The organism is Vibrio sp. QJM3NY_26, assembly GCF_057786005.1.
On the sequence record NZ_CM173515.1, the window covers coordinates 1,407,418 to 1,433,323 of the forward strand.

Here is a 25,906-nt window from a genome sequence, read left to right on the forward strand (position 1 = left end):
GGCCTCGCATTGCGAGGCCTTTTTTGTGGGAGTAATTAGGGGAGGGCTGTGATTCTTAACAGTACACCGAGAAGCCATAATCTGTGTTCTAGCTTGTTAATGGCTAGATTAAATCATTATAACTATATGTGATGCATCGAAGTACTTCTGTGGAAGTGCGCTCAGTTTGGTTTGGATGAAAGCCAGTCATTCTCCCTTTTTCAGAGATCAAGTGTAGATTTTTCCTAGCCCTTGAGCCTATAACATAAAGAAGCTTCTTAGCACTTTCTTCAGAAGAATCATTGAAGTTAGGCACTAACCCTTCAAGTAGGCCGAAAGATATAACTGCGTCATATTCACCACCTTTTACCCCATGTATTGTTGACACTTTTATTCCACTTCTCGGCTTAAATGCTCTACGAAAAGCGTCTATGTCTGTCGCAAATTCCTCGCTATCTCTACGGAGTCTACTTATTCGATCTTCTGTACTACTGAAGAAAGATTCATAGTGCTCTTGAAGCATTGGATAAAGAGAATAGTCAATTCCTAAAATATCGAATAGCTCATCAAAGAAAGTACGAAGATAAGCAATTCCATCTTCCCTATCAATTGAAATAGAATTAAGAGATTTAAGAAGATCTTTGGAGGTGATAGATTCGATGTCCACCATTGCTATTTCTAAATCATATAAAATTTCAGATGCCCACCTTAGACGCTTTACGTACATACTAGGGGAAGGTTCAGTGAGAATGATTCTCGTAAGCTTGTACCAAAAGTTCTCAATGTCTCTAGAAAACGGAACCAAACCAGGTCCGTCAAAACTATATTGAGGTAATCGATGTACTAGGTTTCGAGTCAACGCGGCTAAATGCGTCCACCAAGGGGCGATGACGCAAATTTCACTCTCTTTAATATTGCAGTTGTCAATATTGTGTTCAATATATCGGCTTACCTGTTCTACTAAATCATCTTTGTGAGTAATTTGATCATAGGTTATTGTACTCTGATAATCTTTCTCGCTACCTTCTGCACTAGTTGCACTCGGACTGACATTATAATTTCGATAGTATTCGATAATTCTGCTGGAGCTTCGATAATTCTGCTGGAGCTTCGATAATTCTTATCCAAAGACATTGGGGTAAAAGTAGCTTCAGTTAAAGATTCAAGTTCTGTATGGGATATAGCATAGCCACCCAATGACGTATATATAGCTTGGTTTGGGTCACCAACTATAAAGGTGTTCACCTTACTCGGATTAGCTCTCATTATACTTGCTACAATTGAGTACTGTATCTCTTTAGTATCTTGATATTCATCTATAAAAACGTAAGCAAACAGATTTGATAATATCTTTGGTATAGCCACCTTATTGCTCAAAAGCTCATACGAAAAGTATAATATCTGTTCAAAGTCTATCTGATGGTTCTCGGCTAGGTGTTGATGATAAGCCTCCAAAACACTGTTAGCTAGACTCCCACCATTCCCTGTGATATTGATGCCTCTTGGGGTATAAAAATGCGAACACTGATAATAGGTGATCTTATATCGAGGTCGCAATCCAGTACAAATATTGGTAATTAGCTCTTCACTGTCATATGAGTTAATTACCTTGAAGCCATTTTGAAGTTTGTAATGGTATATACCGTAAGGCTTTATTATCCACTCTAAACAAAACGCGTGAATTGTTCCTATCCATAGTTGTGAAGTCCCAACGCCTAGTAACTCTATTCTTTCACGAATCTCATCAGCCGCTCGATTCGTATATGTTATTGCGACGATCCACTTTTTTGTATCAGTCAAATTCGACAATTCGAGAGCTATTTTGTACGTTAATGTACGTGTCTTACCACTGCCCGGGCATGCTTCAAGGAATACGTTACCCGGTTGCCGAATAGCATCGACTTGCTCATCATTAAGATCATCTTTATCCCATACGAACATCATTAAATCCTTTCTAAGAAGTGATTATTTTCTGTCGGGAAGTCAGCAATAAACTCAGCTTTTATGTCATCTATATCATCAATCAGTAAATCGAATGCTTCCCATTTAGGAGAAAATATTTCAATTCCTGTTTCATAAGGTGCTAGGTATGTTTCCCACTTTGTTTTGAGAACCAAATTACCAGCTGCTTCAGCTGCTCTCATATTCATTGTACCTTCAGCAACATGCTCAACAATTCTTTGATATCGATGAGATAGTACCTTCAAAACAAGTTCAGGCTTAAATTCACCATGAGCAAATTTTATTGCTTCAAAAATATACTTTGGAATTACCACTTTAAAGTTAATAGCGTTGCCAAGAGTAATAGCAAACCAGCCCTTACCTTGATGATTTGCCATTGTTAATGCTCTAACACCCGATATAGCGATGTCTGCGTTAGATAGTTCACCTTTAGCTGTAACTCTTGTGGCAGGATCAACATAAACATCATTGACTATTTTCTTTAGATAGGAACTATTCGAGGATTTAATGAAATCAACTTCGAAGGTATGATCTGCGTAGAAAGGCTTTAACCATTGATTACCTGTACAGAATGTATCAAGCGCTGTTTTTCTGCTTTGTCCTGATTCTTTAGAGCCTTGAGCTTTTTTCTTTTTTTTCTTTAAAGGAACACTATCAGTGTTGCGGATTGTCGTATCAAAAAACGTGTCATCGAGATCAGTGATGATACTACAACGCTTCTTAATACGTTCGTCACTAAAGAGCATCGCAATATTTTCAAACCCAGTGCTTCTTATATTAACAAGACTAATGCCCATTTCATCTAAGCTTAGGCCTGTTACCTTTTTGAACAGAACTGGAATCAGGATTTCTTCCGCATCTCCTTCAACCAAAATGACACTTCGCGCAAACAATAGATTGCTGCGAATCGCATCCAGATAGCGTTGAACAAACCCACATTGCGGATCACTAAGACCCGTAGCAGGCTGGAAGACCTCACAATTACCTTCAACAACTCCAATAATGTTCATATTTTTGATATTACTAACTTCAGAGATATGTGACGAATGAGTGGAGTATATGATTTGAGTATTATCGTAGTTAATATTATCGAATAATGACTTTTGTATATGAGTATGGATATGAGCTTCTGGCTCCTCAATCAACAAAAAGTTAGCGATAGACTGATTAGCTTTCTGATATTTGAACTCTAGAAGTTTCAAAGTGAGGTATAAAAGATTCGCGCCACCTAAACTCATTTCATGAATAGCACCTTCATGCACATCGTTGGACTCTGCAACAAAAAGCTTGAGGGACTGGAATAATTGGTCTGAATCATCAGTTAAGCTTGAGCGAATAGAAATAGAGTTTGGTGAGTAGGTATCCCCAACTGTGTCACCTACCGTCGATGTTATGTCATCTCTAATATCACAGACGTCAGGCAAACCTTCAATATTTTCATTTAATGTTCCGATCAACTCAGCTATTGGTTGAAAGTCTTCAGGGGAGATCTCTCCTGACTTATTTTTTAGCAGTGTTAACAAAGGGTTAGTTCTATTATTGTGGAAATCAGAAACCACGTCTCTGAGTGCTTTAATGAAAGTAAAAGAAACCTCATTAGGCATATTAAGGATATATGGTAAACGTACACCAACACCTGGGTTGTTTAATTCACTTGGAAAAACGATAGCATCAAAGTCACCAACAATAGATTTATATTCCTCCGGATCAGCAAAGTTAGCTGTGCTTTTTCCAGTTAATACCGTTTCATAGTCTTCTATCGAAACATCGCTTAAACACTCTTCTAGTGCTGTAGCATCACCTGGGGGTAGTATTGAAAGAGCTTGGCGTATATGAGCTTTAGGCCTGAATATTAGGTTATAAGTAGCTTTGGTTACCACCTCGCTTTCGCCGTCGATATTTCCGTTACCATGGAGAAACAGGGATTGACTAGCTTCATCACTAGAAATATCGCTAAACTCACAACTTATAATAATCCAATGTCCTTTCCAAGGACCTAGCGACCTACAGAAATCATCCTCAGACAGTTTGGTAGACGAACGAGGCATTGAGTTATCAAGTAGTAATCTCATTGCTCGGAATAAGTTAGTCTTACCTGATGCATTCTCACCAATTACTGTGTTGATACCTTTGTGAAAATGAAGCTTAACGTTCTTGAAATTACGGTAGTTGACTAGGTTTAACTTGGTGATGTGCATATAGCCTCGAAATCAATGTCTTATTTGGATGGTATAATACTCCGCGTTAACTGATCCTCATAAGGTAAAGTTAAAAATAACACTTTTTTTGTGGGATTTAAGTTACTGATAAATATGTAAATAGTTGGTTTGAGAACTTCATGTTGGGGGGGCGTCGAAAAATACAGTGTTTTTAAATCTAATTTAGTGCGCCATTCTTAAATGTGACCCTTGACCTGTCTACAACTTCACACTTTATAGTAACTATATTGATTGAGAGGGGCGCTTTCTGTGTTCCCTCCAAAGTAAGTAGAGAGACACTATGAAACGTTTAATTCTAAACATCACACTCTTGGTTTTCATGGCGCTTGGTAGCATGAGTGCCATGGCTCATGATTCAACGGTTAAGTACGGTATCGCGATATCTCACGATGGTGAGCAAATTGCGTATGGCAAAAGTGGGAGCGGAGATACGGCGCTGATCTTCATTCACGGTTGGAGCTTAGACAGCAGGCTTTGGCAAAACCAAGTGAGTGAGTTTTCAAAGCAGTACCAAGTGATCACTATGGACTTAGCAGGGCACGGTAACTCATCGTTTAATCGCGAAGAGTACACCATGGTTGCGTTCGCTGAAGACATCAAAGCCGTCATCGAGAAAGAACAACTCGAATCCGTCATCTTAGTCGGGCACTCCATGGCGGGTGGTGTTATTGCCGAAGCCGCTAAACTGATGCCGAAAAGGGTGAAGGGCATTATTGGTGTCGACACATCACAAAACGTCGCATTAGCCGTTTCACTAGGCGACCTAGATGCAATGACCAAACCCTTTGAAGCAGACTTCCAAACGGGCATTACTATGTTCGTGAAAGACTCGCTACCAAAAGACATAGACGCGGATTTACTTTACTGGGTAACGCAAGACATGGCCTCAGCACCGCCAGCTATCGCGATAAACCAGTTCCGCCATTATCTAGGTCAATACGTAACAGGTGAAGCGCACCGCGTGTATGAGAAAGTGAATGTGCCAGTAATATTGGTGAACGCTCGCCTATGGCCAACGGATTTAGAAGCGAACAAGAAACACATCAAGGATTACAGTATTTACTACATTGAAGATTCAGGCCACTTCCCAATGCTTGAGCAACCACAGCAGTTCAACACAACGTTGATGAATGCGGTGAAGTCAGTGAAGTAGGGTGCTGTAGTTATTAAAGGGTGGTTGTACCCGTTAGATAGATAAAACCAAGGCTTCGCGTTTGCGAGGCCTTAGTTTTTAAGTTAAATCGATGGAGCCTGTCAATCTGATAGAGTCCATTATTTTTTGTCTTGAGATTCTTTATATTTTTTTGTAATCCACTCATGCAAATGAAGTCCCGTTTGACGCTTTAGGAATACACTGATACCAGCCAAAATTAACAGTCCAATTATTGTGCCCATAATCATCTCCACGCTTTGTCATTTTTAAATTCAGTTTAATCAATACGTTAGTGTTTTGATTAATCCATTGATTTCATCATTTTATCTATATTAAGCCCACCAAGATCCTCGAGGTTATTCTTAATCTCTTCATCGATTGATAGCTGGCGTTCCACTTTCTTTATTTCCTTCTCAAGAAACTTTTCAACTTCTTGAGATACGTTGAACATTAAGCCCTGTTCACGCGCTGCTTTTCTCGCTCGTTTAAGACGAACATCTAAGTCTGATGAGATTTTGATGTTCAGTGATACTTTGGATTGTTTTTTCTGTAATGACATATCGATTCTCAACTTTACCTACAAAATACTATAAACTTTTCTACCTTTTTAGCAAGAAATTTTGAGGTTGACGGATTAAGAAGCGAACAAGAAACACATCAAGGATTACAGCATTTACTACATTGAAGACTCAGGCCACTTCCCAATGCTAGAGCAACCTGAGCAGTTCAACACAACGTTGATGAAAGCGGTTAAGTTAGTGAAGTAGGGCGGTTGCACGTGAGAATAGGCTGATAATCCCCTCCTAACCTCCCCTTGGTTTACATCTCCAATCTCTTGTTGGTAATGGGAAAGGGGAGGAACTGAATACCGATCGTGACAAGTACAGTTATATGTTCAGCGCCAAAGAATGTTCTCCCCCTCGAACGTTAATCTAATGAGATCGGTGAACTGCATTTGAGGGGGAGCTAGAGGGGGGAGGATTTGGTTTACTAGAATCGTTCCACGGGATTTCATTAACAGCGATAAGTCCGCGGCTTCGTTTTACTTGTTATTCAATCCAACTGGTACAGACCTGATTTGTACATCATCGTCAGCGACAAATAATAATCTCCAATGAATTTCTCAAAGAAGTAAAAGCTCTCTGAATACTTATTAATCCCAAAAAATAACATTCTAAAAATGATCGTGTAACAATTTGTTAACGAGCTGTATTGTCTCAGTGTTCTTTGTCTTTGTTGCATATCGTTACCAAGCCCAGAACATTCCATTATTTTGAGGATCTGAATATGAACGGAAAACTAAGAACGGCTTTATCGTTAAAACTTAAGAAGCAAGATATCTCTAACCAACCTCCAAGACTGGTGCGATCAAATGCTGCCTTTGAACCGAATCCAGCCCCGTCAGAACACCACAAGAAAGAGTCTCGCTAACTAGCTTGCTCCCTCTCGATAAGGCACTCGAGAGAGTGCTTTATTGAAGATGTATGCTGAGGAAAGGAATGGTTTATGAATAATATACAAAACAGTCTCTATGGTTTATTCGATACTCAAGGTGTGAGTCTTTCAAAAGAGTACAAGGATTGCATCGAGAAATATTTAGTATCTGATTTGTCTTTCACTTCTGAGATGATGAATGGTTTGGCTCGAACTATTTTTCAAAATAAAAAGATGATGGCTTACTACCTTTTGCACAATGCAATCGATGAAGCTAAAGGTGCGGCAAGGTTACGAATGATCGCAGAGCGGTATGCAGATGATGAATTAAGGCCGCTTATGTTGCGTCACTATAACGATGAAATGAATCATTCTACGTTGTTTGCCAGCCTTATCCCTTTTACTGGGTACGAGACAGAAACGCATGAACATGAAGTTCAATATGAGTTAGATAAAGTCATGAACTTTGACGATGAGCTCAAGACATTCCTCTTTAGGGTTCATTCTATTGAAATACGTTCGTGGCGTTTACTGTTACTGCATTTGGCGATCATTGATGAGTCTGACGATGATTACATGAAACAAATGCGTCCAACGATTCAAAAAATCTTAGAAGATGAAATGCAGCACGTGTGTTACACCGGACAATATGTCAGTCGTTGGTTACATGCTGAACCACATTTAAGCAAAGTTTTTGTTGAGTGCATTACTCACACGAATAAAGAAACATGGGAAGACCTTTCTTCGATGGCTTTATTCATGCGCGATCATATTCAAGACTTTCTTTTAGAATCGGCGGCTTAAATGACTCTCTGGCTTAGGGTTTTAACATCGCGAAGCTCATTCGCGATGTTGGTTTTCATCGCCATCGCGTCAGTGATAGCGAATACGGGGTGGCGAGTCGTGATGAATAACTTCGCTGTCGACACTGTTGGTATGACTGGGGCTGATGTGGGTGTATTGCAGAGTGTTAGGGAAATCCCAGGCTTGCTTTCATTTACTGTTTTGTTTCTGTTGTTCATCGCTTCAGAACAAAGAGTCGCGGTATTGTCGGTTGCAACATTAGGGCTAGGCGTTGCCATGACAGGGTATTTGCCTTCGATTTATGGCTTCTATTTCAGCACGACGATCATGTCTATTGGTTTCCATTATTTAGAAGCGGTGAACAAATCACTCTCAACACAGTTGTTAGCGACTGAGAACTTCAGTGAATCAATGGGGAAAATTCGGTCTGCTGCCTCATTCTTCTCGATGGTGACTTTTCTATGCATTATGGTCGCGAGCTATCTTTTTGACGTTTCAGATAAGGCCATTTTCTTTACTTGTGGAGCAATATGTTTCTGGTTAGCGGTTTACTTGGTCATGTTTAAAAATACTCATACAGAGGTTAAACAACACACTAAACTCATTGTCCGACGTGAATACACGACCTATTACATTCTTACCTTTTTGAGTGGAGCAAGAAGACAGATCTTTGTGGCCTTTGCTGGCTTACTGATGGTGACCAAGTTTCATTATACGATTGCGATGATGGCCGCTTTATTTATGGTATCCAGCTTAGCAGCAACTCTTGCTCTACCTTATGTTGGGAGATTTATCGACCGAGTAGGAGAGAGGCTGGCTTTGATCATTGAGTATGCCGCGTTAGTGTTGGTGTTCCTATCTTACGCATTTGTGGATGATCATTATGCGGCTGCGGGGTTGTATGTTATCGACAGTATCATTTTTAGTTTTGCCATAGCTTTAAACACCTACTTTAAAAAGACAATTAGGGAAGATGAAGTGGCTTCAACGGCGAGTTTGTCATTCACTATCAACCATATTGCAGCGGTGTTCCTACCCTTTTTGTTGGGAATCATCTGGATGTCTGGTTATCAATGGGTGTTTGTTACAGGATCAATTATTGCTTTGATTAGCCTCTTGGTATCGTTGACTATGGGAACGCAGCTTCATCAGCGGATTAATGGATTCGATAAGCTACAGAAACAATAGTGACACTCATCGAAACTACAGTATTTACTACGTTGAAGACTCAGGCAACTTCCCAATGCTAGAGCAACCAGAACAGTTCAACACAACGTTGATGAAAGCGTTTAAGTCAGTGAAGTAGGGCGTTGTAGTTGTTGAAGGGTAGTTGTAATTGTTCGACTAACAATCCCCTACTGAGCTCCCCTTGATTGACATCTCTAATCTCTTGTTGGTAATGAGAAAGGGGAGGAATTGAACAAAATTAGTTTGTGAAATTCCTAATTTAGTAAATGACGGATTATCTTTGGTAGGGCAATGTAGTTAGTTAGTTAGTTAGTTAGTTAGTTAGTTAGTTAGTTAGTTAGTTGATCGTTGGTGCGATCCCTCTTGTTTCACCAATTTTCATTGTCCATAGATTTTTGTCAGAAAATCCACTATCTCTTCCCGCCTTCTTAAAACGTATCGGAGGTTCAAATGCTGGCTCATCCGATAAACCGCTAATGGTTCCCCAGTGAGAAGCAATCAATGTTTTTGCGCGAACATCTATGCCGATAGAGACAGCCTCTTCAGGTGTGGCATGCGACATCCACAATAATTCCCTAGGCTCATATGCTCCAATAGGCAAAATAGCAAAATCAAAGGAGCCATATTTCTCACCGACATTATTGAATATGGTTTCTGAGTAACCTGTATCGCCAACAAAAAGGAGACGATTTTGTAAACTTTCAATAACCCAAGAGGCCCATAGCGTTTCATTATGATCAGATGTACTTCTTGCTGAATCATGAACAGAAGGCTCCGCTGTTATCTCTATTCCTGAAACTGACACTGACTTTCCCCAATCTAACTCAGTAACCTTGTTATACCCTCGTTCGGTAAAAAAAGACTTAAGTCCTAAAGGAACAACGACATGAATATTGTTTTTGTTTTCTAATTTCCTAACTGTTTGATCATCCAAGTGGTCATAATGATTATGTGAAACAATCACTATATCTATAGGAGGCAATTTATTTATAGGTATGGGTAAATCAACAAACCTTTTTGGGCCGGCCCATGGGACGGGGCTGGCGAATTTTGACAAAAAAGGGTCAGTCAGAATCGTCACTCCAGAGGTCGTAATTAAAAAACTTGCATGCCCTAACCAAGTAACACTATCGCTTTCAATAGAGTTTAAAAGTTGAAGAGACTCCTTCTCTGTTAGCTGATGTCCATCGGGGATATCAGGGACAAACACCGAGTCCCATGCTCTTTGCATATAAAACAAGCCCCCTTTAGGTGCGGCAGTTTCTATAAATGGGTGGTTCTGATAACCGTTGCTTGTATGATGGTTTGGCTCATCCACCAATGAAGGTTTTTGGGAGTATTCAGGCGAGTGTGAAGAACATGCAGATAAAGTAACTAAGACTAAAATGGCACTAATGAAAATTTTCGTATCGTTCATCATTGACTCTCTAAAACTCTTTATATGGTGATTCGATAATGTGCCAGTTTAAAATAAACTTAGCTATAACCACACTAAGTTAACCAACTGTTTGTTAACAGCGAGCGTATTGTTAGCGGCTAGCGCACTGTTAACAACGAGCGTATAGCTCAAAACCGATTCTATCAACTTCAAGCCCGCAAAAACCAAAAGTGAATGCCTTTACGTAAGGTCTCTACAGCCTTTTATTAAGTATCAATATTTCAATGAATTACCATACCTCGATGGTTTTGCACGTTATCTCATTTGTCATAGCCAAGTTCATAGTGCTCGTGAGTGATCCGCACCAATAGTTTTGGCCACTGACTTAACGGAGTTGGGCTACCCAGAATCCAGTCTGGTTGGAGAAAATGATATTAGAAAAGATTGGTTAATCTGAATCGACGTGTTTATTGACAAGGCTAGCAATTAGACTACGCTTTAATAACTGATGGAACATCGTCAGTGGAAAACGAACAAGTTTCAACGTAAACCGTAACACTGTAAAAGAAAGAAAAGATATGTACATTGTAGAAAAATAGAAAAGCCACTTTTTACATTAAGTGGCTTTTTTTTTGTCCAAAAAGACTATCAACGATAGCTTCAATTTTTAATGCAGATAACGAATCCAGTTTGAAAGTTAACAACAGAAAGAAGCAACCACTCAATCATTCTAATCTAGAGGTTAACGAAAACTTGGGATAATCGCCGGTATGCCCGGTAGAAGACCAACCAACGCCATCACACCACTTAACACAATGAACATAGTGCCAGGCAACACCCAGCGGCTCATTTTACTCAGTTCACTGCTACGTTCTTTACAACCGACTAAGCCTAAGTTGTCTAACAGCATGGTGAGAGCCCAACCAAATGCAGGGTTAACGAGCGCTGAAGAAAACACAACAATCGCTGCTGATTGGGTGGTTTTCCCTTCACGAGTCATTTCCATTCCAGCTTCTAGCAATGGCACAAATACCCCAACAATTAGCGCAACACACAATACAGGTTGCCAGATAGCTAAATCCATTGGGTAACCCCAAACAGCGGCGATGATACAGAACAGAGCTGTGAGCAAAGCGCCTGCAGGGATAGGGCGTTTAGCAATCGCCGCGGGTACGATATAAGTACCCCATGAAGACGTAAAGTTAGTACCGCCGAGCAGGGAACCGAACGTTTGACGAATTGAAGCCGTGGTCATGGTGTCGTCAATGTTCATGTGTACTTTTTCAGTACGCTCTGGATAGCTGATCTTTTGGAATACTTGATGCCCTAAGAAATCTGGCGACCACATTGCCACGGCTAAAATAGCAAACGGCAATACCACCATGAAGTGTTCAATCGTCGGCAGGCCTAGCATCCAACCTGTATCTTCTCCCCACCAATACATAGGGTTCATGTTAGGCAATCCTGGCTCAGTGTGGAAAGCAAATGGGGCACCCATGGCAAATGCAATTGTACCACCCAGTAAGCAACTAAGAGGCACCGCTAACCAACGTTTGCGGAAGTGTTCCAATAGCGCGTACAAAATGATGGTGCAAAAGATCACCACAAAAGCGATGTGGCTCATGCCGATTCCCTCAGCCCAAGCGAACAGCTTTTTCACTTGAGAGGCGGTTCCAACAAAGCCGAGGTAGAGTAATAAGCCGCCACACACGCCTTTACTGGTGAGGTTGGCCAACATACTGCCACCTTTACTGATGGCTAAGATGAGGCCAAAAGCGCCAATCAGCAACCCAAACGCCATAGGGTGTCCGCCAGCTGCAACGACAATCGGGATTAAAGGAATGAGTGGGCCGTGTGTACCTGCGAGGTTCGCGGTCGGCAATAAAAATCCAGAGAAAAGAATGATGAAAACAGAGGCGATGAGGAGTTCATAACGAACGTTTTCTAGAATGAAGTCTTCATTTAATCCGAGAGCCCCGGCAAAGGTGGCTGCAATGGCGCCCACCATAACAATCTTACCAATGGTCGCCGCCATCGCTGGGATGGTATCTTCTATTTCGAATCGATAATCTTTAAACGGCAAATTGGGACGCCAGCGTTTAGGCGCCATGATTTGTAACTCATGCTCTAAATATTGTTCGCGGGAATCAAATTCCGATCTTGGTTTGTGTTGTTGTTCATAAGTGAGTTCATCCTCACTGGTTTGAGGTTTATCTGCTTGTATATGTACGGACTCTAAAGTGCTGCTCATTTTGATTCCTTTCGTTCACACTCTAAGGCGTGTTATTCCAACAAACGTTATTGACTCACGCAAAGTCGTAAACAATGTGTCAACTTATAATTAAAAATTCATTAACATTTAGTTGTTAGTACCTTATACCAAACCAAAAAAAACAAATAGTCTCAGGTAGTTAGACATTAGTCGTAGAGTTGGACGACTAGTATTAGACACTGTAGATAGTATGTGTCTGTTTATTTGTAGGCTCTTAATTTCAGGAATAACAAAGTCACTTTCAACAACAAATGGTTCGACTCGAAAGGCCCAGAAAAAAGTCCAACGACTTACGTTTGGCTGCATTCTTTGTGTGATTTGATGGTGAACATCTTTTCCAGTTTTATGCTGGATATATTGGGTAATAAGCAGGGGTAGGGATTGCTTCTAGCAACTCAATTTCTCCTACGTTTAGCCCCTGATAGTGTTAGAATCTCCGCATCAGAACTATCGAGAAACTAGGTATTTATAAACAATGTTTATCCATCACGTAAACGGCATCGACTGGCTGGTGATTACAGCTTTTGAAGAACTGAAACCGATGTTTATCGAAGATGCTGGTCCCATCCCAGCTTACTTCTCTACCACCAGTGAATTGAGCCTGATTGATCAAGCCAAGCGCAGCTATGGGTTTTTGCCTAAACTCCGCGGTGTGATTACCGACACCGGCACGTATCAAAGTGAAAATCTTGAAGAAGATTTGAACCCACAGCTTGCGTGTATAGTGGAAGGGCGTGGCCGGGTGTTTATCTATCACGGCGACTATGTGGCTTTTGTGGATGACGAGCAAACCTTCATTACCCGTATGAACTGAGAGTGATTCAGTGAGTTGAGATCTGCGAATTGGTAAATCGGCGAGTTAGCTCCCCTAGAATTAAAAACTAAAGGATTAATACGATGGCAAAAACGGTCTCATTGGTACTTGGCAGTGGTGGCGCAAGAGGCTTGGTTCACGTTGGAATCATCCGTTGGTTAATCGAGCATGGCTATCAGATAAAATCCATCTCTGGCTGTTCAATTGGCGCACTTATCGGTGGTGTCTATGCGGCGGGCAAGTTGGATGAATTTGAAGAGTGGGTTACCAGTATCGACCAATCGGATATGGCTATGATGTTGGACTTTTCATGGCAATCGAGTGGTATCTTCAAAGGGGACAAGATCATCGACACACTGCGTGGATTGATCGGCGAGATTTCAATTGAAGATCTGCCTATCCCTTATACCGCAGTTGCTGCTAACGTCGCCGATGAAAAAGAGGTTTGGTTGCAATCAGGTTCTCTGTTTGATGCCATTCGCGCCTCCATCTCTTTGCCACTGTTCTTCACACCTCATGTCATCAATGGTGAAGTGCTGATTGATGGTGGAGTACTCAATCCCGTACCGATTGCGCCTACCTTTAGTGATATGACAGACTTTACTCTGGCTGTGAACTTAGGTGGTGAACCTGAGATGCTTCAACAGGAAGTGATACCGGTTTCCCTACCTACAAAAGAGAGCAATCTGCATGAGAGGGTTGTTCACTTTATCGATAATCTAGGTAGCAGTGTAAAAAGTAAAATGAACTTCAATTTTGCTGCCTACGACATTGCCAACCAAGCGTTTGATGCGATGCAATCGACCATTGCTCGCCAAAAACTGGCCGCTTACCCCGCCGATATTACGCTTGAGCTCCCACGCAATGCCTGTGGCACTTTAGAATTTGATCGCTCACAAGAGATGATAGATAGAGGCTACCATTTGGCACAAGCTAAACTGGGTAATCGACTTTAATGTATTTGTTGCTGAATGAGAGTAATTATGGAAACTGAACTAAAAGAGCTTGAACTCCACGACCTTATGGCAAATAAAGATGTCATCGTACTCACCAGTTTAGAAGAGCCTGCTGTATCTTGGCTGATAGATTGCTATCAAGAGAATACTGATATCGACATTATGGAGAACGCGCGCCAATTAGATAGCGAAGCGGTTTTAGCGCAATGTCGAAACAGCCTGAGTGAAAGTAAAAAGGTGATACTTACCGCGCAGCTTCGTAGCCAATTACCTATCATCAATATCGCTTCACTGTGTAATGAGAAGCGCAAATCACTAATCAATATTGAGCTATCAGGCTGGGACGAAGAAAAACGCCTTCCTCACTCTTTTAGCAGTTTCTAGGTCATAGTAGCTTCTGGCTTATAATGGTTTCTTGGTAACAGTAGTCGCTAGATAACAGCAATTTCTAGATAATAAACAGTATCTCTGCAGTCTTATAGCCAATAGGGTCTGGCCTTTTGTGTTTCTATACTCACGGTTTAGTGCTCTAGCTTCGTCACTTCCTAATGCTAGAGCAACTAGTGCAGCTCAACGAAACGTTAATGAAAGCAGTTAAGTAAGTGAAGTAGGGTGGTTGTAATTGTTCGATAAAACTAAGGCCTCGTGTTTGCGAGGCTTTTTTTCGATATGGGAAAGGAGTAAGGGTTTAACTCATAACTTGCAACAAGCTTTTTGGAATCGAAGTACAAACTCACCCCTTTCCCTCACTTCAAACCAAGGTAACACGTATAGATATTAAATGACCTAAGCTATTGACAATGCAGCACAATACGATTTATGGTGAATATGACTAAATTGCAGTCGGCTATCGAGTACGTTACTCACTTTTCCGCTCCCCTCTATTGCACGGGAGGTTTCAGCTGCAAACCCGGACACTGCTCCGGTTAATTCTATACGTGAAACCTAACTCCCATTCTTATTGGAGAAAACTATGTGCAGGATAGATGCGCCATTTGGCAATCGCTCCCTCGATGAAAAAAAAGATCCCGTCGAACGTTTCGTGCAAGCACTTGACGAATTTGAAGTTCAAGGCAATTTTCGAACGTTATTGATTAAACACTTTTCAGAAAACTGGATTGATATTTTTTACAACTCTTCACGTCTTGAAGAAGCGTTGACTACTGCTAACGAGCAGAACTCTGAACCAGAAAAATGCGTAGCGCTAGCGTTTTGCCAAAACGTAAACATACGTTTTCAGTTACAGCCATTTCGTGCTGACGAATCTTATAGAGAGTCATTACTTTTCAAGTTTTTGACTGATGTGGCAAGCGCATATTTTCCAACCTCTCCTTACGGTTTCTATAAGGCGGGGATAGAAAAACATCTTCACTCATATGCTTGGTTTGTTCGAAATCACTATGGTGATGAGCTTTTTTTCACCAAAGAGTTCTTTAGTGACGAAACATTTAGCTCTCTAAATGAAAACGAGAGAATGCGCTTTCTTTGGGATTGCTTCCACTTTATCGCACCACCGTTTGACTGTTTAAAATATCGTACAGACGACTCGACCTTAGTTAATGGATTACTATCACTAGCTTCATCAAACGATGATTCTAGCTCCCCTTGCGAACACGCTCAATCAATCCAACTAGGCCTAGAATTCTTACGAGTATGGATCAAATATGATGCTGAAATGGGACGAATTTCTTTTGACTTATCTAGTTTTTTTTGGGGCACCCCATGGGAACAGCTTGAGTCACTAGTTTGGCAGAAAGACTTTGATGACGAAGAGGTCAAAAGCTCTCTAACTAACTGGTTCAGCACCATAAAGCGAGATCTTAAGAAGGTTCTAATTCTTAATTTCAACGCAGACAATGTTGAAGGTCTAGAAGCGAAAGAGTGGGCTAACCACATAGACCGATATTTTAGTGATATCTACCATCATATTCAGAGCGATATTGACTGGAAAACATACGAACACGATAAGTTTGATATTCGTCTGAAAAAAGAGCTCGAGGATTTATGTTCTCAGTTAACTCGTGAACAATTAGAAGCATGGATCCAATGGTCAATCCAGCAAGATTTTGACCGTATTTTGAGCAATAAACAACGGTTGCCAGAATTGTCTAAGATCTCTGAGAGATGGGTGTGTGAATCTTTCTTTGGTGTTTGGAAAGATCTTTTCTTAACAAACCTGATTACGTTAGAAGCTAGTGAACAACTTCATGTTTTATCTGCTACTTTTCCTGTAAGAAGGGGAGAATCATCCGAGTTTATCAGTGCCTGTTCTGAATGGTGGCGTGGGCTGTTTAGCCAACTTCCAGAAACAGATGACTTTCTTAAAACGTTAATCCCAGAATGGACAATCACCGCCACTCGTTGTTTACGCGAGCATAACTTGCTGCCATATATCGATAAAAGTATAGGTATTTTAAGAAAAGAAGTAACCAGAGCATGTCAGCCTGAAGAGCAGAAAAGGCATGATAACCAGCTCAAACAACTACTAGAAGAGCTTGATCGTTTACATCCTAAGAAATCCTTTCGTCATAGATTGTTACTAATGTGCTCCTATACTCTACCGCTATCTGATGAATCGATTTCTTTAGGAAACTCATTGAACCAAAGTAATTTAACTCAATGGTATATTCCAGCAAGTGATCTAGCTACTCGATTGTTTGAGAAACACCTAGATATTAAGTTGACCGAACCAGCTGAAAGCCGCTTGAAAGCTTTGATGGAACCTTATGTTACATGCACTAATGAGTTAGCAGAGTTCTGCCTAAGTCGTTTACGACTTCGTAAAGGTGAAAAAGCGAGAGATAAACAATACACAGTTGAACAAATAGTTGAGCAGTCTTCAGTTTGGCGACAAGGGTACTTAAAGGCATTAACTGAATTAGGGGTTGACCTTAACGGTCAAGTTCATAAGGCAGTGTATTTCATCAAACAATCAGATCCTGATCCTGATGTACGTGCAATCGCAGGTGAATGTTACAAAGCAGTCCGAAGAAGAACAAAAAAGAATTCTACTATTCCTGATTTGAAGCGAGGCATTATTGCAGCTGAATGGTGGCTACTTATCTGCCAACGACAAAAACTTGGTATGGTAATAAACCATGAGGGCGCCCTCAAAACGAGACGCAACTTAATGCGCAACCCATAAACTACATTTAATTCATTCATCCAATCTTGGTGTACTGGAGCCCGATGCTCCTACTCTGACGCTTACCGTCCGCCATGTAAAAACTTTACGGCCAACAAGAATAGGCCTGTCAAGGAGTATACGTATGTCTACAGAAAACCACCTTGTTATTAACACAACGAACGAAACGACCTCTAGTCAGTTAAATGAACTCGTAATCAACTGGCACATAACAGAGGCGTGTAACTATAACTGTACCTATTGCTTTGCTAAGTGGGGAAGACCCAATGAACTGCATCAATCATTGGATGCAATTGAAAAACTGCTCGACAAGTTAGCTAACTATTTCATTCATGGTGACCCAGAGATCAAAATAATTCTTGGTTACCAAGATGTACGTATAAATTTCGCTGGCGGTGAGCCAATGATGCTAGGTAGTTCGTTCTCTACGGCCTTAGTAATGGCAAAACAAAAAGGATTCAAAACTTCAATCATCACTAACGGCAGCTACCTCCTGCTAAGAAGCCGTTTTGAGTTACCTCTTAATACTTTAGATATGGTTGGTATCAGCTTCGATAGTCAACAACATCCAGTAAGAAGAGAGTTAGGTCGTATTGATAGAAAAGGCAATTCGTTAAACATAGATGAACTTAAGCTTGCAATTCAACATCTATCGCGCACCCAAAAAGGTTTAAAGACCAAAATAAACACCGTTGTAAATGCTCTAAATTGGGAAGAAGATTTTTCTCAGCTAATCTCCAGCATATCGTTAGATAAATGGAAAGTTCTTCAAGTCATGCCGACTGGTAGGAGTGACTTACTAGTTTCAGATGAACAATTTAGTAGTTTTGTTGAACGACATTCAGGCAAAGGCTTACCAATCTCAGCTGAATCAAACAATACAATGACTGAATCATACTTGATGGTTGACCCAAACGGACGTTTTTATCAAAACTCTAAAGGTATGTCTGGTCGTTATAGTTACAGTGAACGCATTACTGATGTGGGCGTAGAGACTGCATTGAACCAAATAAACTTCAATTGTAATCGTTTTAAGTCTCGTTACTATGCTGGAAACCCATCCAACATTTGTGGTGAGGTGCTGGCATGAAAAGTGAAACGTGCTTAGGGAAAGTATCCGGCAAACCTTTAAGATTTTATTACACGGAGTTTGAAGCACAAAGCGCAGCTGAATACTCCAAGAATGTTTATGACAATGAGTTAGCACCGTATAAATGTCAAAGGTGCAATTACTGGCATTTATCGCCAAAATGCAGAATGACTCCCAGTCAAAAGTGTAGCAAGTGTACATCTGCTACCAATGAGTATAAAAATTCGTACTTAACAAGCAAGGAAGCAAAAATCAGAGCAAGTATAATTTACGAAGAGCAAGGCATTGCGTTAGATGTTTATAAGTGCAGGCATGGTAACGGTTGGCATTTAACTAAAACACGAAATTACTGACAAGGTATCAATATCAATTCAATGAGTTGCCCATGACAAAACAGCTAAGTCAATGAGATAATGTTGTAGTTTTCAACTAAAAATAAGGTCTCTCTATTGCGAGGCCTTTTTGCTTTTAGTGGAGTGTTTTAACTCTAAATCGGACCTTTTCATGTTGGAAATTTGCTTGGTCCAGTTCCACCTGACACGGCATAGTATTTAGCCTTATGTTGGATCGTGCTCAGTCAATCAGGTTTATACCGTTACGTTTACGATGCTGCCGTAAGTGCACAATGCAAGACCTTCACTTCAAATGCCTACCGCCATCTAAGTGTAAGGTTCTTCCTGTCATGTAGTGACTGGCCAATACAAACTTGATGCCATCTATTATTTCCTCAAAGCCCGCTTCTGTAGGGATCAGAGCTTTCTGCAGCGCTTTGGTTTTGTATGCCTCATCGTCATGTTCATTGAACTTAATCATGGCTGGAGAGAGGGTATTTACTTTCACCTTGGGAGCCAGCATTGCTGAGAACGACAGAGTCAGGTTGTTGAGCGCCGCTTTACTGGCCGCGTAAGCGATGTGTTTCTTACTGCCTTTTTCCGCAACGTAATCACTGATGTGGATAATGTCTGACGTTTTATCGCCAGACATCAGTTGGTCTTTGAGTGTTAAATTGAACAGATAAGGCACGGTAGCGTGAATGGTCATCATCTGATGCATGATTTGTGATGCATTTTCACTGGGTTTTTTCTTGTTCTCCGGCTTCCAGTCAGAAGCGTTATGTATTACTGCTCGAAGTGTCTTATATTCTTGACCCACGTAATGAAGAAAGCCCTCTAAGCTGCTTTGTTGATAAAAATCTACCTGCTGCAAGTCGGCTCCACTGTCGCGCAGTAATTGCAGTTGAGGGTAGTCGCTTCGGTAAGTGCCAACCACTTTGTATCCATCCGCTAGAAGTTGCTGCGCCAGTGCGAAGCCTAGTCGCTTTCCCACGCCGGTTATTAGTATCGTTTCACTCATCGTAAAAACTCAGCTCTGGTTTGAGGGTTAGTTTTGAAGATACCACCGAGCGCGGTTGTTGAAGTTTCAGAGTTGGCATCCATGACACCTCTAGATTTAACGCAATAGTGGGTTGCTTTAATCGTCACGGCCACGTTTTCTGTTTCAACTAGAGTCTGTATCGCGACCAAGATTTGCTGAGTAAGGCGTTCTTGTACCTGAGGGCGCTGAGCAAAGAATCGAACAATACGGTTTATTTTAGACAGCCCAAGAATCTTGTTTTCAGGGATGTAGGCCACTTCTGCTAAACCATCGATGGTGATGAAGTGATGTTCACACGTCGACGTTAAATCTATGTTCGATACCTTAACCATTTCATCAACGGACATTTTATTTTCTATAACACTGATTTTTGGAAAGTTATCGTAATCGAGCCCTGAAAAAATCTCATGGACGTACATCTTCGCAATGCGATGAGGGGTTTCAGCGAGGCTGTCGTCGGTTAAATCCAGTCCAAGCGTACTAACCACTTCCGTTAAAAGCCCTTTGATGCGGTTGTACTTCTGACTAGGGTTCATTTCGCTCGGAGTCATTGGGGTTTCAAGTCCTTTTGCGAGCAAAGCTTCTCTTACTTTTTCGGCTTCTGTATTCAGCATGACTCTCTCCTTATGAATTATTGTCGTTGTCTGCTTCATAACTCAGGGTGAGCGAAACAGAGTCGGCAAAACGTAGCGCATGAGGCTTGTCGATTCTCACTTGAGCGTATTTCACCCATGGATGATCGATACAAATGCCGAGTACGTCGCTGGTCAATTTTTCTAAAAGCAGAAACCTTCCGGATTCGACGTGTTGAATGACCTTCTTGCATATGTTTTTGTAGTTGAGCGCGTTCTCCACATCATCAGAGAGGCAAAGGTTATTGGCGGGGTAGTGGATTTCTGCATTGATAACGATGTCTTGTTGCTTAGACTTTTCTTCTTCGTTGAAGCCGATGAAGGTTCTTAGTCTCAGGTTTGTAATGGTGATAATGGCGTTGTGATTCATAACAGTGTCCAATCCTTAGAAAGTGAAGTCAGTTACGTACTTGTTTTAAGAAAAGATCAGTAAAGCTGAGGCGATTAAGAGTCCAGTTGTTCCGTTCGCAGTTGTTCTTTTCGCAATTGTTCCTGTTGCAGCCGTTCTTTTTTCAGTCATGTAAAGGCTAGGTGAAACTGAATTTGAAAGGGATGGGTTGGGTTTTCTGACTTAACTGATCGAAGTTTTCCCAGAGCTGCTGATATGAGATGTCTAGAGTGGGGTGACGTTCTTGCGCAGCAATATCGACTAACGGCCTGAGCACAAAAGCGTACTCGGTGATTTCGCCTCTAGGCAGCTCTACGCCATCGATAACGCCCACTTGATTACCATAAAGAAGGATGTCGATATCCATCGTCCGTGAAGCATAGGCTTTGGTCTGACGCTTGCGATCGTTCTTTGATTCGATTTGATGCAGAACCTTAACCAGCTCTGCGACAGACAGGTTACATTCGAACCCAACGACGAGGTTAAGGAAGTTATCCCCTTTGAAACCGACAGGCTCGCAATCGTAGAATTTGGAAATGTGCAGCGGTGCAAAGCGGTTATGCAATGCTTTTAGAGATTCTGTAACGTGATGTTCGCGGTTGATGTTGCTTCCGATGCTGACATAGACGGTGGCCATAGTTTTCCTTCCTTTTAAGGAGCCTATACGTCCGACTTGCTATGAAGATCAGCTATGTATCCTCTTAGAGGCAGGAAGATAAAAGAAAATAGGGTTCTGTTACAAGTTTTGCCCGTTTTGAGCCCGAAAAAAGGGCACCTGTGAGCTAGAAAGTGCCACGAGTAAAAACTCAGCCTATGAAGGTATTGGATAACTATTTTGTCAGTGGTTTTGCTAAGTTAATAGAATACGGATTAGTTATAGCATCGAAAACACCGCTTTACTGAAGTTGGCTCGCCTCAAATAGAGGTGCATCTGGCTTTTTATCGTTACCCATGTCAAAGCTCATGACAACAATTCTAATCAGGAGGTTAGATTAATCAGGCCACAACATACAGCCATCAATCGAACGGGCAAAGCGATGTGTCATTCCAAGGCGCAGAACTAGACCATATTCTATGGTGTCACATATTTTAACTGTATTCAGGCAAACTCCCTCTCTTCCATGCCGCGATAAAATCATCTTCTTTTAAAGGCTTAGATAGTAAGAACCCCTGTACTTCCTGGCATCCTTTGTTTCGAACGTAATCTAATTGACTCACTGTTTCTACGCCTTCTGCAATGATATTGAGATCATAAATTTTGGCCATTTCAATGATCACTTCAATAAGCTGTTTGTCTGTTGATTCAGAGTCAATTGCGTTGACAAACATACGGTCGATCTTAAGCGTATCGATAGGATAATTTATCAGTTGGCTAAAGGCCGTATAGCCGGTACCAAAATCGTCAAGAGAAACCTTCACTCCGAGTTGTTTCAACGCCTTAAGTCTCTCAATATTCTGTTTGTCTCCGGGTATAAAGCAGGTTTCAGTGATTTCCATTTCAATCATGTGGGCTGGAATCTTATAGCGCGTCAGTAACCCAGAAAGTACATTGACAAAGTCGGAATTAGAGAGCTGCCAAGATGAGAAGTTAATCGCTAATGTACCATCAAAATTCAGCTCTTCTATCCAGACGGACAGCGTCTGCAGAGCATTTTCAAAAACCCAATAATCAATATGTTTAATTAAGCCTGACGATTCTGCTACAGGTATAAAATCCGCTGGCCCGTAGGAGAGTAGAGCCTCGTGGCTTGTTCGAATTAGAACTTCTGCACCTTTTATCTTACCTTTTTCGATATCATAAACAGGCATATAGGTTAGATAGAATCCGTTAGATTTAATCGCATCTTTCAAGTCTCCATTAATTTGAGTATGACGCTTTATTTCTCTATCCATCTCTTTTGAGTAGAATTGATAATGGTTTCTTCCCGCGACATTTTTGCAGGCATACATAGCTGAATCAGCATTGTTAACCAGTTCGGTGACAGAGTTAGCATCATCAGGGTAAACGGAAATACCGACACTGACCCCAATATCAAATTGAGTACCATCCACCTCGAAACCGTCCTCAAAGAGAGAGAGAATTCGATGGGCAAATTCGGTAAGTATATCTAAGTCGTCCAATCCACCAACTATGATGGCAAATTCATCCCCAGATAGCCTGGCGAACTCAAGCTCAGAGATAGTTAGATTTCCCCACTCAAAATCAACAAAGCTGTCGACAAGGCGTTCTGAAAACACTACGAATAAGTGGTCACCAACATGATGTCCGTACTTGTCATTTACGTGTTTAAAGTTATCAATATCAAAGTAGATAACGGCGCACTTTGTATCTGTTTCGGTGCAGTTATTCATTATACGCGTGATATCTAAATTGAATTTTTTCCTATTTGGTAAGCCCGTCAGAGAGTCTCTTTTTGCCAGATCATCGAGATCAGTAATCAAATTAATGTACTTATTGGTGAGGATGGAGACTTCGTCGTTACTTTTGGAACGCTCTATGTAGACTAAGCCATCATGATTTACGGACTCCACTTTCTTAGTCAGTCTCTCCACTGGCTTAATGATTTGTTTTACGATAAGCCACTTTAGTAGTAAGAAAGTGACAGCCGTTACTAACAAAACAATAACAGCGTAAAGAAGTTGAAAGGGTTTATACAACTTATTGAGGTGTATTTGAGATAGGCAAATTTTGATAGACCATAAGTCATGTATTAACTGAAAACCTAATTCATAGTCTGGCAAGGTAATATCTTTTATCTGTTCTTCGTTACCCAGCGAGTACGAGGTAGAATTAGGTCTAAGTATCAGTTGAGCGTCAGGACCGAGCCTACTTTTCACAGACGCTTGAAATTCATCGTAGTGCCTGATTTTTGAGCGAACCACTGCAGTAAGTAATGTCTGCCCATAAGAAAAGGTTGGGACAGTAAAACTCTGCTCAGGTGTAAATGTTTTTACAACTAAAAATTCAGGGCCTTCAACACCATCGTTCAGTTTGTAGGTAGAAGCGTTAACGTGAGCCACACCTTTCAAATCTAATGCTTGTTGAATCGTAGCAAGGTGATCCGTCACAACCGTATCAGCAGAGTATTTTGCAAATGGATCCGACGTATTAAAGTAGATAAGCTCTTTGCCATTAATATCCACTAGAGCAAAGCTCTCGATCGTACTGTGATTGAGCTTTAATTGATTGATATAAGCCGTTAGCTCTTTCTCCGTGTAATATTGAGCAGTGTCATCATATATTTCAATAAGATACTTTTGAATGTAGTAGTTCTCTAGACTCATTCTAATCGCAGAATCGAGCTCTCTAAGCGCTTCATTAAGCTCATGAGAGATATGAGTAAGTTCACTTTGTAATTGTTCCGATAGCGACGAGTTCAGTTGCATTTTTTGACTGGTATACGAAAACACTCCGGCGATGGAGAAAATTACCACCATAACAGGGAGCAGAATATAATTGATCTTTAGCGACAGTTTCATTTTTTTGTTTTATATCTTTGGTTATGAATAACAAAGAGTATTTGGCTTCTCAGGTCTGAAGCTTCTTTGCTTAGTGTCTTATAGGTAAACGATGAACCGCTGTCTAATCCCGTAGGGAACAACTCTTCATCTAACAGATAATCATCAGATGCTAAGCCCAAGACGTGTCTGTTCGAGCTTGCGAACCACATCTCTTCTGCATTTAATGCCGATCTTTCAGGTGTGTTAATAAAGTTAAGGAACTCTATCGACGCTTTACTAATAGGCCTGTCTTTATGGACACTAAAGCATTCATGCCACATCAAAGTACCTTCTTGAGGAATGGTATAGATCCAATCATCTTGCTCTGTATACGACGCTATTTGTTCTTTTTCTCCTGAATAGATAACGGCAACTTCCATTTTAGAGCCAGATTTTTTATCTAGAGCGTAGCCAATAGCCGCTCTTATTACTAATAGCTGTTCACGGACCTTCATTAACAGTTTGTACGCTTGTGCCAATTCGACTTCATTTTCGGTCATAGGATCGAACCCTAACGCCAATAATGCGATTGCAATGGTATCTACATCGTCATCAGGAATCACAACAGTTTGAGGGTGCTCTAATGCGTAGTCGAAAACGTCCATCCAAGAGGTTATACCTTCGGTAGCTCTTGAAGACCGAAATGCGACCCCCATGGTACCATTAGCGTACGGAATGCCATGCACCCCGCAAGCTCTGCGAGACACCTCTGTAAAGTTTGAATTACCTTCCTTCAAAGTATTAGACAAATCCCCTAAGGTGCCTGCTTTGCCCAGTTCGCCAATGGTTTGCCCATCAATGATAAACAAATCATAGGCTAGGGCTTTACCTGAATACACCACAGCATCACGCAACATTTCATTTTCAAAATAAACTTGAGAAACAGTATGACCGTACTGTTCTTCAAACTCTTCTATCAGAATGTCAGAGATATAGTCTTCCCAAGTGAAAATTTTTAGCTCTTCGGCAAAACACCTAGCGGATAAAAAAATAGTACACGTTAGAGTAAAACAAGTTAAAAAACGCATCAGATACCTATTACTAATTGTTTTCGATGGTGTTTAACCATGACGTTGGTTTTGGCCTTATTTATCAAACATAGGCGTAATTGTGCCTCATCATTCAATATATTAGTGAGATGTATATTAGATATCGTGCAAATAGTTGATTTGTGGGACTAGAGTAGACATAGAGAATTGAAAGTGTAAAACATCGTTAAACGTTATTTTTCATATTGGATCAAATCGGAGCATGTTCTTTACTACAAACTCAAACTCCAATATCACCAACTTGCAACTCCACGTCGTCAGTTTGCTTTGAGAAAAAGTACTGAAATTCCAGTAGCTCGATCTTCCACGAAGTAATTACGTTAATGCGGAATGGGGCGAAATATTTGTTGGTGCAGTTCAGGAATTTTGAAGAGCAGCCTCTAGCGCCCCATAAACCCCGAGCAAAAGCGAACTTCATCTATCTCACTGGCAATTTGGTCTTTGTTTTTACCTGACCGAAGGCGAAGCTGGATTCGATAGAAGCTATATTGGGTAGGCGAGTTAATTGCTCTGTAGATAGAATTAAGGCCTCGCGTGTGCGAAGCCTTTTTGTTTGTATCGAGCGGGA

At 41.0% G+C, this 25,906-nt stretch carries 21 protein-coding genes and 3 pseudogenes; 11 read left to right on the top strand and 13 right to left on the bottom strand.

The window, feature by feature from the left end:
* Positions 1–103: 103 nt before the first annotated feature.
* From AC3CH4_RS06285 to AC3CH4_RS06295, 3 genes are all read right to left on the bottom strand, one after another.
* The gene (locus tag AC3CH4_RS06285; RefSeq protein WP_488543459.1) at positions 104–649 is read right to left on the bottom strand and encodes a 3'-5' exonuclease; all 546 of its coding nucleotides are present in this window, start codon (positions 647–649) and stop codon (positions 104–106) included.
* A gap of 323 nt (positions 650–972) precedes the next feature.
* The gene (locus AC3CH4_RS06290) at positions 973–1,920 is read right to left on the bottom strand and encodes a UvrD-helicase domain-containing protein (protein WP_488543460.1); all 948 of its coding nucleotides are present in this window, start codon (positions 1,918–1,920) and stop codon (positions 973–975) included.
* A 2-nt stretch (positions 1,921–1,922) separates the two neighbouring features.
* Positions 1,923–4,139: an AAA family ATPase gene (locus AC3CH4_RS06295; RefSeq protein ID WP_488543461.1), complete on the bottom strand. Its 2,217-nt coding sequence runs from the start codon at positions 4,137–4,139 to the stop codon at positions 1,923–1,925.
* 301 nt (positions 4,140–4,440) lie between these two features.
* Between AC3CH4_RS06295 and AC3CH4_RS06300 the strand changes: the two genes are divergently transcribed.
* Positions 4,441–5,313: an alpha/beta fold hydrolase gene (locus tag AC3CH4_RS06300; RefSeq protein WP_488543462.1), complete on the top strand. Its 873-nt coding sequence runs from the start codon at positions 4,441–4,443 to the stop codon at positions 5,311–5,313.
* A gap of 301 nt (positions 5,314–5,614) precedes the next feature.
* Here AC3CH4_RS06300 and AC3CH4_RS06305 read toward each other — a convergent pair whose 3' ends face one another.
* Positions 5,615–5,872 (bottom strand): hypothetical protein, encoded by a 258-nt coding sequence (locus AC3CH4_RS06305; RefSeq protein ID WP_017085640.1) that lies wholly within the window; start codon positions 5,870–5,872, stop codon positions 5,615–5,617.
* Between the two features lie 79 nt (positions 5,873–5,951).
* Between AC3CH4_RS06305 and AC3CH4_RS06310 the strand changes: the two are divergent.
* From AC3CH4_RS06310 to AC3CH4_RS06330, 5 genes and pseudogenes are all read left to right on the top strand, one after another.
* Positions 5,952–6,080 (top strand): annotated as a pseudogene (locus AC3CH4_RS06310) (alpha/beta fold hydrolase); the annotation flags it as partial.
* Between the two features lie 520 nt (positions 6,081–6,600).
* On the top strand, positions 6,601–6,744 hold the full coding sequence (locus tag AC3CH4_RS06315) for a hypothetical protein (RefSeq protein WP_157938716.1): 144 nt from the start codon (positions 6,601–6,603) through the stop codon (positions 6,742–6,744).
* A gap of 75 nt (positions 6,745–6,819) precedes the next feature.
* A complete protein-coding gene (locus AC3CH4_RS06320; protein WP_102551805.1) occupies positions 6,820–7,551 on the top strand; it encodes a GTPase in 732 nt (243 codons plus the stop codon).
* Between the two features lie 45 nt (positions 7,552–7,596).
* On the top strand, positions 7,597–8,739 hold the full coding sequence (locus AC3CH4_RS06325; RefSeq protein WP_488543622.1) for an MFS transporter: 1,143 nt from the start codon (positions 7,597–7,599) through the stop codon (positions 8,737–8,739).
* Between the two features lie 10 nt (positions 8,740–8,749).
* Positions 8,750–8,857, top strand: a pseudogene (locus AC3CH4_RS06330) (alpha/beta fold hydrolase); the annotation flags it as partial.
* A gap of 219 nt (positions 8,858–9,076) precedes the next feature.
* Here AC3CH4_RS06330 and AC3CH4_RS06335 read toward each other — a convergent pair.
* Positions 9,077–10,159, bottom strand: a complete 1,083-nt coding sequence (locus AC3CH4_RS06335) for an MBL fold metallo-hydrolase (RefSeq protein WP_488543463.1) — start codon at positions 10,157–10,159, stop codon at positions 9,077–9,079.
* Positions 10,160–10,859: 700 nt separating this feature from the next.
* On the bottom strand, positions 10,860–12,368 hold the full coding sequence (locus tag AC3CH4_RS06340; protein WP_114633325.1) for a DUF3360 domain-containing protein: 1,509 nt from the start codon (positions 12,366–12,368) through the stop codon (positions 10,860–10,862).
* A 496-nt stretch (positions 12,369–12,864) separates the two neighbouring features.
* On the opposite strand from AC3CH4_RS06340, the gene AC3CH4_RS06345 reads away from it, so the two are divergent.
* The 5 genes from AC3CH4_RS06345 to AC3CH4_RS06365 all read left to right on the top strand — a co-directional run bounded on the left by AC3CH4_RS06345 (position 12,865) and on the right by AC3CH4_RS06365 (position 18,394).
* Complete coding sequence (locus tag AC3CH4_RS06345; RefSeq protein WP_017074550.1) at positions 12,865–13,203, top strand: hypothetical protein; 339 nt, start codon at positions 12,865–12,867, stop codon at positions 13,201–13,203.
* A gap of 83 nt (positions 13,204–13,286) precedes the next feature.
* Positions 13,287–14,159 carry a patatin-like phospholipase family protein gene (locus AC3CH4_RS06350; RefSeq protein WP_488543464.1) on the top strand — a complete coding sequence of 291 codons (873 nt, stop codon included), beginning with the start codon at positions 13,287–13,289 and terminating at the stop codon, positions 14,157–14,159.
* Between the two features lie 15 nt (positions 14,160–14,174).
* Positions 14,175–14,543 carry a hypothetical protein gene (locus tag AC3CH4_RS06355; RefSeq protein ID WP_488543465.1) on the top strand — a complete coding sequence of 123 codons (369 nt, stop codon included), beginning with the start codon at positions 14,175–14,177 and terminating at the stop codon, positions 14,541–14,543.
* A gap of 577 nt (positions 14,544–15,120) precedes the next feature.
* Positions 15,121–17,304 carry a hypothetical protein gene (locus AC3CH4_RS06360; protein ID WP_488543466.1) on the top strand — a complete coding sequence of 728 codons (2,184 nt, stop codon included), beginning with the start codon at positions 15,121–15,123 and terminating at the stop codon, positions 17,302–17,304.
* A 124-nt stretch (positions 17,305–17,428) separates the two neighbouring features.
* On the top strand, positions 17,429–18,394 hold the full coding sequence (locus AC3CH4_RS06365) for a viperin family antiviral radical SAM protein (RefSeq protein ID WP_488543467.1): 966 nt from the start codon (positions 17,429–17,431) through the stop codon (positions 18,392–18,394).
* Positions 18,395–19,030: 636 nt separating this feature from the next.
* On the opposite strand, the gene folM is transcribed toward AC3CH4_RS06365, so the two are convergent.
* The 7 genes and pseudogenes from folM to AC3CH4_RS06400 form a co-directional block, all read right to left on the bottom strand.
* Positions 19,031–19,747 (bottom strand): dihydromonapterin reductase, encoded by a 717-nt coding sequence (gene folM / locus AC3CH4_RS06370; protein ID WP_488543468.1) that lies wholly within the window; start codon positions 19,745–19,747, stop codon positions 19,031–19,033.
* On the bottom strand, positions 19,744–20,382 hold the full coding sequence (gene folE, locus AC3CH4_RS06375) for a GTP cyclohydrolase I FolE (protein ID WP_017080608.1): 639 nt from the start codon (positions 20,380–20,382) through the stop codon (positions 19,744–19,746). The genes folM and folE overlap by 4 nt, the downstream gene beginning before the upstream one ends.
* A 10-nt stretch (positions 20,383–20,392) precedes the next feature.
* Positions 20,393–20,770, bottom strand: a complete 378-nt coding sequence (folX, locus tag AC3CH4_RS06380) for a dihydroneopterin triphosphate 2'-epimerase (protein WP_054546529.1) — start codon at positions 20,768–20,770, stop codon at positions 20,393–20,395.
* Positions 20,771–20,927: 157 nt separating this feature from the next.
* The gene (gene folK / locus AC3CH4_RS06385; RefSeq protein ID WP_488543469.1) at positions 20,928–21,425 is read right to left on the bottom strand and encodes a 2-amino-4-hydroxy-6-hydroxymethyldihydropteridine diphosphokinase; all 498 of its coding nucleotides are present in this window, start codon (positions 21,423–21,425) and stop codon (positions 20,928–20,930) included.
* Positions 21,426–21,877: 452 nt separating this feature from the next.
* Entirely contained in the window at positions 21,878–24,268 is a 2,391-nt protein-coding gene (locus AC3CH4_RS06390; RefSeq protein ID WP_488543470.1) for a putative bifunctional diguanylate cyclase/phosphodiesterase, read from the bottom strand.
* Complete coding sequence (locus AC3CH4_RS06395) at positions 24,265–25,317, bottom strand: polyamine ABC transporter substrate-binding protein (protein ID WP_237290600.1); 1,053 nt, start codon at positions 25,315–25,317, stop codon at positions 24,265–24,267. The genes AC3CH4_RS06390 and AC3CH4_RS06395 overlap by 4 nt, the downstream gene beginning before the upstream one ends.
* Positions 25,318–25,756: 439 nt before the next feature.
* Positions 25,757–25,852, bottom strand: a pseudogene (locus tag AC3CH4_RS06400) (Lrp/AsnC family transcriptional regulator); the annotation flags it as partial.
* Between the last annotated feature and the right edge of the window lie 54 nt (positions 25,853–25,906).

Coding starts and splice junctions, on each gene's coding strand:
- AC3CH4_RS06285 (WP_488543459.1), bottom strand. CDS start 649: ATGGTGGACATCGAATCTATCACCTCCAAAGATCTTCTTAAATCTCTT.
- AC3CH4_RS06390 (WP_488543470.1), bottom strand. CDS start 24,268: ATGAAACTGTCGCTAAAGATCAATTATATTCTGCTCCCTGTTATGGTG.
- AC3CH4_RS06335 (WP_488543463.1), bottom strand. CDS start 10,159: ATGATGAACGATACGAAAATTTTCATTAGTGCCATTTTAGTCTTAGTT.
- AC3CH4_RS06325 (WP_488543622.1), top strand. CDS start 7,597: ATGTTGGTTTTCATCGCCATCGCGTCAGTGATAGCGAATACGGGGTGG.
- AC3CH4_RS06355 (WP_488543465.1), top strand. CDS start 14,175: ATGAGAGTAATTATGGAAACTGAACTAAAAGAGCTTGAACTCCACGAC.
- AC3CH4_RS06315 (WP_157938716.1), top strand. CDS start 6,601: ATGAACGGAAAACTAAGAACGGCTTTATCGTTAAAACTTAAGAAGCAA.
- AC3CH4_RS06365 (WP_488543467.1), top strand. CDS start 17,429: ATGTCTACAGAAAACCACCTTGTTATTAACACAACGAACGAAACGACC.
- folK (WP_488543469.1), bottom strand. CDS start 21,425: ATGGCCACCGTCTATGTCAGCATCGGAAGCAACATCAACCGCGAACAT.
- AC3CH4_RS06290 (WP_488543460.1), bottom strand. CDS start 1,920: ATGTTCGTATGGGATAAAGATGATCTTAATGATGAGCAAGTCGATGCT.
- folM (WP_488543468.1), bottom strand. CDS start 19,747: ATGAGTGAAACGATACTAATAACCGGCGTGGGAAAGCGACTAGGCTTC.
- AC3CH4_RS06395 (WP_237290600.1), bottom strand. CDS start 25,317: ATGCGTTTTTTAACTTGTTTTACTCTAACGTGTACTATTTTTTTATCC.
- AC3CH4_RS06295 (WP_488543461.1), bottom strand. CDS start 4,139: ATGCACATCACCAAGTTAAACCTAGTCAACTACCGTAATTTCAAGAAC.
- folE (WP_017080608.1), bottom strand. CDS start 20,382: ATGCTGAATACAGAAGCCGAAAAAGTAAGAGAAGCTTTGCTCGCAAAA.
- AC3CH4_RS06305 (WP_017085640.1), bottom strand. CDS start 5,872: ATGTCATTACAGAAAAAACAATCCAAAGTATCACTGAACATCAAAATC.
- AC3CH4_RS06320 (WP_102551805.1), top strand. CDS start 6,820: ATGAATAATATACAAAACAGTCTCTATGGTTTATTCGATACTCAAGGT.
- AC3CH4_RS06350 (WP_488543464.1), top strand. CDS start 13,287: ATGGCAAAAACGGTCTCATTGGTACTTGGCAGTGGTGGCGCAAGAGGC.
- folX (WP_054546529.1), bottom strand. CDS start 20,770: ATGAATCACAACGCCATTATCACCATTACAAACCTGAGACTAAGAACC.
- AC3CH4_RS06300 (WP_488543462.1), top strand. CDS start 4,441: ATGAAACGTTTAATTCTAAACATCACACTCTTGGTTTTCATGGCGCTT.
- AC3CH4_RS06345 (WP_017074550.1), top strand. CDS start 12,865: ATGTTTATCCATCACGTAAACGGCATCGACTGGCTGGTGATTACAGCT.
- AC3CH4_RS06340 (WP_114633325.1), bottom strand. CDS start 12,368: ATGAGCAGCACTTTAGAGTCCGTACATATACAAGCAGATAAACCTCAA.